1 protein-coding gene is annotated in these 10,347 nt (G+C 71.4%); it reads right to left on the bottom strand.

Features of this window, described 5'->3' with window-relative positions:
- Positions 1 to 150: 150 nt before the first annotated feature.
- Positions 151 to 10,344 carry an SDR family NAD(P)-dependent oxidoreductase gene (locus NLX83_RS28640; protein ID WP_305884207.1) on the bottom strand — a complete coding sequence of 3,398 codons (10,194 nt, stop codon included), beginning with the start codon at positions 10,342 to 10,344 and terminating at the stop codon, positions 151 to 153.
- Between the last annotated feature and the right edge of the window lie 3 nt (positions 10,345 to 10,347).

Here is a 10,347-nt window from a genome sequence, read left to right as displayed (position 1 = left end):
CTAGCGCCCGCTATTCGCGCACCCTCGGATTGCCCACATCAGCACTGAGCAGGCTTTACCTGGGGGTCTCACGCACCCCCCAGGTAAAGCCTCCGCTTTCCCGATGCTTTTTTCCCTGAATGGAATTTCCATTCCGAGAGCCACGATCGGCTACCGCCGGCCCATCTCCTGGTGGATCAGGTCGAATAGCTCGTCGTCGCTCGCACCCGCCAGGTCACCGGTGTCCGCGCTGCGCGAGTTCCACTTCGACAGGATCGACTGGAGCCGCATCGCGACCTGCGCGTGCGTCACGCCGTCCGCGTCCTCGGCGGCCAGGCGCGCGGCCAAGGCGTCCAGTGCGGACAGGACGTCGGGGCCGTCGTGGCCGACCAGTTCGGCGCGGAGGTGGCGGACCAGTGCCTCAGCGGTGGGATGGTCGTAGACCAGGGTCGCGGGCATCCGCAGACCGGTGGCGGCGTTGACGCGGTTGCGCAGTTCCACGGCGGTCAGCGAATCGAAGCCGAGGTCGGAGAACGCCCGGCGAGCACCGATCTCCTCCGGTGCGGCCAGGCCGAGCACAGCGGCGACCTCGGTGCGGACGAAGTCGAGCAGTGCCGCGTCCCGCTCAGCGCCGGGGAGGTCCGCGATCCGTTGGCGCAGTGGGACCGCGGTCGTGGCGGCGCGGCGGCGCGGAGCCCTGGTCAGGCCGCGCAGCAGCGGCGGAGCCGAGGTGCCGATGCGGGTCCGGTCGAGGCGGATCGGGAGCAGGACCGGCTCGGCGGTGGTGAACGCGGCGTCGAGCAGAGCGATGTCCGAAGGCTCGAACGGGAGCATGCCCAGCCCGCGCATCCGCTCGCGGTCGGCGTCGGCGAGTCCGGCCGCCATGCCCACCGACCAGGGACCCCACGCCATCGACGTGGCGGCGAGGCCCTCCGCTCTGCGCAGCCGGGCCAGTTCGTCGAGTGCCGCGTTCGCCGCCGCGTAGTTCGACTGGCCGGGACCGCCGAGGATGCCGGAAGCCGACGAGAACAGCACGAAGGCGCTCACGTCACCGACGAGCTCGTGCAGGTTCACCGCTGCCTGCACCTTCGGCCGCCACACCGCGTCCAGCCGCTCCGGCGTCATGTCCTCGACCAGTCCGTCGTCGACCACCCCTGCCGCGTGGACCACCGCGGTGACCTTCCGTCCACTGAGGACAGCGGCGAGGGCGTCGCGGTCGGCGACGTCGCAGGCGACGACCTCGGCGTCCGGGACGGCTCCGCCGGTGCGGCTGAGCAGCAACAGGTTCCGCACCCCGTGCTCCCGCGCGAGGTGGCGGGCGGCGAGCAACCCGAGCGCGCCGGTGCCGCCCGTCACCACGACCGTTCCTTCGGGGTCCAGCGGTGCGGGCACGGTGAGCACGAGTTTGCCGACGTGCTTGGCCTGGCTGAGGAAGCGGAACGCGTCCTTCGCCTGGCGCACGTCCCACGCGCGCGTCGGGAGCGGGGTCAGCGCCCCCGAGGCGAACAGCGCCAGGATCTCGGCGAGCATCTCGCCGATCCGGGTGGGATCGAGGTCCACCAGGTCGAATGCCAGGGTCCCCTCGCGGACGTCGGCCTTGCCCATCTCGACGAACCGCCCGCCCGGCTTGAGCAGCCCCAGGGAGGCGTCGGTGAACTCCCCGGTCAACGCGTTGAGCACCACGTCGACCTGAGGGAACCGCGTCGCGAAGCCAAGAGCACGCGAACTGGCGACATGATCCGCGTCGAGACCCGTGGCATCCCACTTCGCCGGGCTCGCCGTGCCGAAGACCTCCGCGCCGATATGGCGCGCGATCTGCACCGCCGCCATCCCGACCCCGCCCGCGGCGGAGTGCACCAGCACGGACTGGCCGCGCTTCAGCCCGCCGAGCCCCACAAGAGCGTGGTAGGCCGTCAGGAACACCACCGGCACCGAGGCGGCGCGGGCGAAGGACCAGTCCTCAGGGATGGTCGCGATCATCCGGGCGTCGGCGACCGCGACCGGGCCGATCCCCGCCGGTACCAAGCCGAACACACGGTCACCAGGGGCGAAACCGGTTCCCTGCGCCGCTTCGAGCACCACGCCCGCGACCTCGGAACCGAGCACACCGTCACCGGGGTACATGCCGAGCGTGATCAGGACGTCGCGGAAGTTCACCCCGGCGGCGCGCACTCCGATCCGAACCTGGCCGTCTCCGAGGGGTTCCCGTGGTGCGGTGACGAGCGCGAGCCCGTCGACGGTACCCGGCTCCGCCACGGCAAGGCGCCATTCCGGGCCGGGCACCGTCAGCCCGGCGTCCGGCCGGGTCAGCCGAGGTGCGAACAACGAACCGTCGCGCACGACGACGTGCGGCTCCCCCGAAGCCACGGCCGCGGCGGCCGCGCTGCCGGGACCTTCCAGCAGGACGAAGCGATCGGGTTGCTCCGACTGCGCCGATGCGACCAGCCCGCGCACACCGGCGGCGGGCAGGCCCGAACCGGATGTGGCGAGCACCAGGAGCTTGTCGGCGTCCCAGGACCGGATCGCCGCCAGCGCGGAGGCCGGGTCGTCGCACTCGACGACCTCGAAGTCCACTGTGGACTGATCCCCCTCGGGCAGCGGCACGAGGTCGACGGTCAGCAGTTCCTCGGGGAGCCGCGTGGCGACCTGGGACACCGCGCGCAGAACCAAGGACTCGATCACCGCGACCGGAGCCCCAGTGGTGTCCGCGACGGTGACCGAGACCTCGTCCGGTCCCACGACCGCGACGCGCACTCGCAGCGCCGACGCGCCCTCCGCGAACAACGCGATACCTCGCCACGAGAAGGGCAGTCGCGTGCGCTGGTCCTCGGCGAGGGCGGAGAAGCCGAGCACGTGCAGCGCTGAGTCCAGCAAAGCCGGGTGCAGAGCGAAGCCCGACGCGTCGGCGCCTTCCGGCAGCGCGACCTCCGCGAAGACCTCATCCCCTCGGCGCCACGCGGCAGTCAGGCCCTGGAACACCGGGCCGTAGCCGTATCCCTGCCCGGCCAGCTGGTCGTACAGCCGTGAAACGTCCACAGAGGACGCATCGACCGGTGGCCACGGCCGCAGCTCGGTGCCGGACGGTGCGCCTTCACGCAGAACACCGCTCGCGTGGCGGGTCCACTCCCCCTCACCGACACGGGAATGCACGCTGAACGACCGCGAACCGGACTCGTCCAGTGCTCCGACCGACACCTGGACTCCGACCTCTCCGCGAGGAGGCAGGGCGAGCGGGGCGTTCAGGACCAGCTCGTCGACGAGACCGCACCCGACCTCGTCCCCGGCCCGCAGCGCGAACTCGACGAACGCGGTCCCCGGCACCAGCACCTCGCCGAGCACGACGTGATCGCCGAGCCACGGGTGCGTGCCGAGTGACAACGTCGTGCTGAAGACCAGAGCGTCCTGCTCGGCCAGCGGCAAAGCGGCGCCCAGCAACCCTTGGGTGCGGGACTCGGACTCAAGCCAGTAGTGCCGCCGCTGGAAGGCGTAGGTCGGCAGATCGACCCGATGCGCGCCAGGGAAGAGCGGCGCCAGGTCGACATCGAATCCCAGCGCGTGCGTGTGCGCGACGGCGCGAGTCAGCGACTCGGCCTCATCGCGGTCCTTGCGCAGCACGGGAATGAACACCATGTCCTCGACACACGTCTGTCCGAGTGCGCTGAGCACACCGTCCGGCCCGATCTCCACGCAGGCGCGGACCCCGTTGTCGTACAGGCGGGTCATGCCGTCGTGGAAGAGCACCGCGTCGCGGACGTGCCGAACCCAGTACTCGGCCGTGGTGATGTCGCCGAGTGTGTTCTGCACGATCGGAATTCGCGGCGCGTTGAAGGTGCAGTCCTGCGCCACGGCCCGGAAGTCGTCCAGCATGCCGTCCATGTGGGCCGAGTGGAACGCGTGACTGGTCCGCAACCGCTTGTGCTTCCACCGCTTCGCGATCTCCAACACCTCATCGGCGTCACCGGAGATCACCGTCGACAGTGGACCGTTCACCGCCGCGATGCTCGCACCGCCCAGGTGTTCCCGAACCTCGTCTACTGACGCCTCGACGGACACCATCGCGCCGCCGGTCGGCAGGGCCTGCATCAAGCGGCCTCGCGCCTCCACCAAGCGGCACGCGTCGCTCAACGACAGCACGCCGGACACGTGGGCCGCGGCCAGCTCCCCGACCGAGTGCCCCAGGAGGTGGTCGGGCCGCAAACCCCAGCTGTGCAGCAACCAGAACAGCGCGACCTCGAGAGCGAACAACCCGGTCTGTGTGAACTGGGTCTGGTCCAGCCCGTCCCCGTCGAACACGGCTTGGCGCACTGGCAAGTCAAACTCGGCGCACACCGCGTCGAACGCATCGGCGAACACGGGATACGCCTCGTACAGCGAACGCCCCATGCCCGCCCGCTGCGAACCCTGACCGGAGAACAGGAACGCCAGCTTGCCCTCAGCCGTCTCCGCCTCGATCACGTTCGATGCCGCGCGGCCCTCCGCCAGGGCTTGGAGCCCGGTGAGGAGGTCATCCCTGTTTCCCAGCACGACAGCGCGCTTGCGGAGATAGGCGCGCGAGACCGCCAACGAGTACCCGATGTCGAGTGCCCGCAGATCCGCCCTCCGAGACGCGAACTCGTGCAGCTTGAGCGCCTGCGCTCCGAGGTCGCCCTCCGCGGACAGAACCCACGCGGTGGAGTCGTTGTCCGGCCGCACCGGCATGGACGGCCGTGTCGGCGGTTGTTCGAGGATGACGTGTGCGTTGGTGCCCGACACCCCGAAGGACGAAACACCCGCACGACGCCGATCACCAGACCACTCGACGTTCTCCGTCAGCAACGCGACGTCGCCTGCGGACCAGTCCACGTGCGGGGTGGGCTCGTCCACGTGCAAGGTCTTCGGCAGCACACCCGTGCGCATCGACTCGACCATCTTGATCACGCCCGCGACACCCGACGCCGCGGCGGTGTGACCGATGTTGGACTTGACCGAGCCCAGCCACAGCGGGCGTTCGCGGTCCTGGCCGTAGGTGGCGATCACCGCCTGCGCCTCGATCGGGTCCCCGAGCGCGGTGCCGGTACCGTGCGCCTCCACAACGTCCACATCGGACGGTCCAAGACCCGCGTTGGCCAGTGCCGCGCGGATGACTCGTTGCTGGGAAAGCCCGTTCGGCGCGCTGAGCCCGTTCGAAGCCCCGTCCGAGTTGACCGCCGAGCCTCGCACGACGGCCAGGACCGGGTGACCGTTGCGCTCCGCGTCGGACAACCGCTCCAGCAGCAGCACCCCGACGCCTTCACCCCACGCGGTCCCGTCCGCCGCGGCCGCGAAGGGCTTGCACCGGCCGTCCGGGGCCAGACCGCGCTGGCGGCTGAACTCCACGAACGCGGTCGGCGTGACCACGACCGTCACACCACCGGCGAGCGCCACCGTGCATTCGCCCTGCCGCAACGCCTGGCACGCCAGGTGCAGCGCCACCAAGGACGACGAGCACGCCGTGTCCACCGTGACCGCGGGGCCTTCCAGCCCGAAGGTGTACGCCACCCGACCGGAGATGACCGAGGTCGCGCCACCGGTCAGGAAGTAGCCCTCGGCTCCTTCGGCGGCCTGACGGGTACCGGCGCCGTATCCCTGCGCCATCGCGCCGACGAACACCCCCGCCTGCGCGCCACGGAGGCCGGTGGGGTCGATCCCGGCCCGCTCGAACACCTCCCACGACGCCTCCAGCAACAACCGCTGCTGGGGGTCCATCGCGATCGCCTCCCGTGGGGCGATGCCGAACAGGGCGGCGTCGAAACGGCCGATGTCCTCGACGAACGCGCCTTCGCGAACGTAGGTGGTACCGGGGTGGTCCGGGTCCGGGTGGAAGACGTCCTCGATGTTCCAGCCCCGGTCAGCCGGGGCGGGTCCCACGGTGTCGACGCCGTCGGCGAGCAACCGCCACAGCTGCTCCGGCGACTCCGCCCCGCCCGGGTAGCGGCAGCTCATCGCGACGATCGCGATCGGCTCGTCCACAGTGGACCGTGCGTCGGCGGCGACCGGTTCCGCGCCACCCAGCAGCTCCACGCGCAGGTAGCCGGCGAGCGCGTCCGGGTTGGGGTGGTCGAACACCAGCGTCGTCGGCAGCCGGAGCCCGGTCGCGGCGCCGAGGCCGTTGCGCAGACGCACCGAGGTCAGCGAGTCGAAGCCCAGGTCGCGGAACGCGCGGTCGGCGACGATCGCCTCCGTCCCCTGGTGACCGAGCACCGCCGCCGCCTGCTCGCGGACGAGGGTGACGAGCGCGGCGTGCTGATCCCGCTCCGGCAACCCGGCCAGGCGCTCGCGCAGCTCGCTCTCCCCCGCCGGCGCGGCCGCGCGCAGCTTCCTGGCCTGCGGCAGCTCGTCCAGCAGCGGGCGGCGGCGCGCGGAGGTGAAGATCGGGAGGAACCGTTCCCAGTCCACGTCGGCCACCGCGACGAAGGTCTCGTCGAGCTCCAGTGCCCGGCTGAGCGCGCTGATGGCCAGTTCCGGGTCCATGGGGCGAAGGCCGTGCTTGGCGAGGTGGTCGGCCGCGGCGTCCTCGGCGGCGATTCCCGTTCCACCCCAAGCACCCCACGCCACCGAGGTCGCGGTCAGCCCGCGTGCCCGTCGCTGCTCGGCCAGCGCGTCGAGATGGGCGTTCGCAGCGGCGTAGACGCCCTGTCCACCGCTGCCCCACACCCCGGCGTTGGAGGAGAACAGCACGAAAGCGTCCAGCTCGCCCAGCAGCTCGTCCAGGTGCCGTGCGCCGAGGACCTTCGCGTTCAGCACCGCGGCGACCTCGGCGTCGGTGGTCTCGCCGATCCGGGTCAGCTGGCCGACCCCGGCGGTGTGGAACACCGAGTTCGGCGGGTGCTCGGCCACCAACGCGGCGAGGGCCGCGCGATCGGTCACATCACACGCGGCGACGGTCACCCGCGTCCCGGCCAGCTCCTCCCACAGTTCCCGCGCACCAGGCGCCGAAGGACCGCTGCGGCTGGCGAGCACGATGTGATCGGCACCGTTCGCGGCTACCCACCGCGCCACGTGCGTGGCCAACGCGCCCGTGCCCCCGGTGATCAGCACCGTTCCCCTTGGCCGCCAGGTCCCGCCACCACCGGCCGGGGCGGGGACGAGCCGCCGCACGAACACCCCGTCGCCGCGCACCGCGATCTGGTCCTCGTCGCCGGGGGCGGCGAGCACCGCGCACAACCGGTCGAGCACCCGTTCATCGGCATCGCGCGGCAGGTCCACCAGGCCGCCCCAGGACTGCGGGCTCTCCAGTCCGGCGACCCGCCCGAGCCCCCAGACCGCCGCCTGCTCGGGATCGCCCGGCGGGTCCGCCGCGCCGACCGCGACCGCGCCGCGCGTCACCAGCCACAACCGCGCGCCGCCCTGCTCGCGCAGCAGGGAGACCGTGTCCGCGACATCCGATGGCGCCACGACCAGGAGGTTGTCCGCGTCGTCGGTGATCCGTGCACCGGCCCGTTCCAGAGCGGCCACGAGGCCGTCGTCCCCGACCACGCGCCACGTTCCGCCGAGAACGCCCACAGGCTCCGGCACGCGGCGCCAGGAGATCCGATAGCGCCACGAGTCCACAGTGGAGTGTTGCTTGCCGCGCCTGCGCCAGTCGGCGAGCGACGGCAGCAGCTCTTCGACCGCGGCGGGGTCGGCTTTGATCGTCGCGGCCAGCTCCGCGGCGTCGGAGCGGTCCACCGCAGCCCAGAACCACGCCTCCGTGGGGTCGGAACCGGTGGCCTGCTCGGCTTCGAGCCAGTAGCGCTGCCGTTGGAACGGGTAAGTCGGGAGGTCGACACGCCGCGCACCGGGGAAGAAGGACGTCCAGTCGACAGGTGCGCCGTGCACGTGCGCCTCCGCCAAGGACGCCATGAACTGCTCCACGCCGCCCGCACCGCGCCGCAGCGACCCCACGGTGGCGGCGTCGGCCTGCGCGGCTTCGATGCTCTCCTGCACCCCGACCGCGAGCACCGGATGCGGGCTCACCTCAACGAAAACCCCATGATCCCGAAGAAGCTCCCGCGTCGCCTGTCCAAAAAGGACCGTCTCACGCAGATTGCGGTACCAGTAACCGGAATCAACAGGCTCATCAAGCCACGTGCCCGTTACCGTCGAGAAGAACGGGATCTCCGGCCGCCTCGGCTCAATCCCCGCCAACACCTCCGCCAAGCGGCCCCGAATCCGCTCGACGTGATGCGAATGCGACGCGTAATCCACGGGGACGCGCCGCGCCCTGATGCCCCGCGCTTCGCACGTCGCGACGAGGGTGTCCAGCGCATCCGCGTCGCCCGAGATCACCACCGAGCCCGGCCCGTTCACAGCGGCGACACCGATGCCCTCGGTGAGCAGATCGCTGACATCACCGGTCGCCACCGACACCATGCCACCAAGGCCCGACAACGCCAGCAGCTCACGACTCCGCAGCGCCACCACCTTCGCCGCATCCTCCAGCGAAAGCGCACCCGCGACACAGGCAGCCGCGATCTCCCCCTGCGAATGACCAACCACCGCAGCGGGCTCAACCCCGTAGGACCGCCACAACGCCGCAAGAGACACCATCACGGCCCACAGCACGGGCTGCACCACATCGACGCGCTCAAGCGGGCCGTTCAACTCCTCGAACAGATCCCAGGAGACGTGCGGCGCCAAAGCCTTGGCACAGGCGGACATCGACTCCGCGAAGACCTCGTTCCCGAGGAGATCGACGGCCATGCCGGTCCACTGCGAGCCCTGCCCGGGGAACACGAACACCGTGCGCCCCGAACCGGATCCGGTGACCACCGCGGGATGCGGCGCCGACCGGGCGAGCGCGGTCAATGCGGCGTGATGGTCACCGACGATCACCGCGCGGTGCGGCAGATTCGCCTTCAGTGTCAAGGAATACCCGACATCGGCGGAGTTCTCGGCAATACCGAGCAGGCTCTCCGCCTGGGCCCGCAACGCGGTCTCCGACCGCGCCGACAGCACCCAGGGCACGTACGGACCCGACGCGGTGCGGGGCTCTTCCTCGACGGGCGAAGCCTCCTCGATGATCACATGAGCGTTGGTGCCGCTCATCCCGAACGCGGACACACCGGCGCGGCGGGTCTCCCCGGTCCACGGCACGGATTCGGTGAGCAGACGGACCTCGCCCGCCGACCAGTCCACGTGCGGGGTCGGCGAGTCCACGTGCAGCGTGCGCGGGAGCACGCCGTGCCGCATCGCCTCGACCATCTTGATCACACCGGCGACCCCGGCCGCGGCGGCGGTGTGGCCGATGTTGGACTTGACCGAACCGAGCCACAGCGGGCTCGCGCGGTCCTTGCCATAGGTCGCCAGCAGCGCGTGGGCCTCGATCGGATCACCGAGCGCGGTACCGGTGCCGTGCGCCTCCACGACGTCCACATCGGACGGTGTCAGCCCGGCGTCGGCCAACGCGGCGCGGATGACCCGTTCCTGGGCCGGGCCGTTGGGGGCGGTCAGCCCGTTGGAGGCGCCATCGGAGTTGACCGCGCTGCCCCGCAGGACGGCGAGCACGGGCAGGCCGAGCCGTCGCGCGTCGGCGAGCCGGGCGAGCAGCACCACTCCGGCGCCCTCACCCCACGCCGTCCCGTCCGCGGTGGCGGAGAAGGACTTGCAGCGACCGTCCGGGGCGAGCCCGCGCTGACGGCTGAACTCCACGAACGGCCCAGGGCCCGCGAGCACGGTCGCACCCCCGGCCAGGGCGAGCTCGCACTCCCCGCGCCGGATCGACTGGGCGGCCAGGTGCAGGGCAACCAGGGACGACGAGCACGCGGTGTCCACGGTGATCGCCGGGCCCTCCAGACCGAACGTGTAAGCCACCCGGCCGGAGGCGACGCTCGCCGCGGTCCCGGTCAGCAGGTGCCCTTCGAGCTCCTTCGGCGCGCGCTCCGCCCTCGGGCTGTAGTCCTGGCCGTTCGTGCCGGTGAACACGCCGATCGCGCGCCCACCCAACGCGGTCGGGTCCAGCCCGGCGCGCTCGAACGCCTCCCACGAGATCTCCAGCAGCAGCCGCTGCTGCGGGTCCATCGCGGTCGCCTCGCGCGGGGAGATCCCGAAGAACTCCGCGTCGAAGTCGCCCGGCGCGGTGAGGAAACCGGCCTCGCGGGTGGTGCAGCCGCCCGGCCGGTCCGGGTCGGGGTCGTGCAGCGCGGCCAGGTCCCACCCTCGGCCCGGTGGGGTCGGCGAGATCGCGTCCACTTCGTCGGCGACCAGCCGCCACAGCTGTTCCGGCGAGAACACCCCACCCGGGTAACGGCAGGCCGTCGCGACGATCGCGATCGGGGCGGACTCCACCTCCTGCAACCGGTTCTTGGTGCGGCGCAGTTCCGCTGTCATCCACTTGAGGTGGTCGAGGAGCTTGTCGTCGTTCGCCATCGG

The sequence above is a fragment of the Allokutzneria sp. A3M-2-11 16 genome, from assembly GCF_024213555.1.
Lineage (GTDB): Bacteria > Actinomycetota > Actinomycetes > Mycobacteriales > Pseudonocardiaceae > Allokutzneria.
This window is presented reverse-complemented; position numbering and strand designations above follow the sequence as displayed.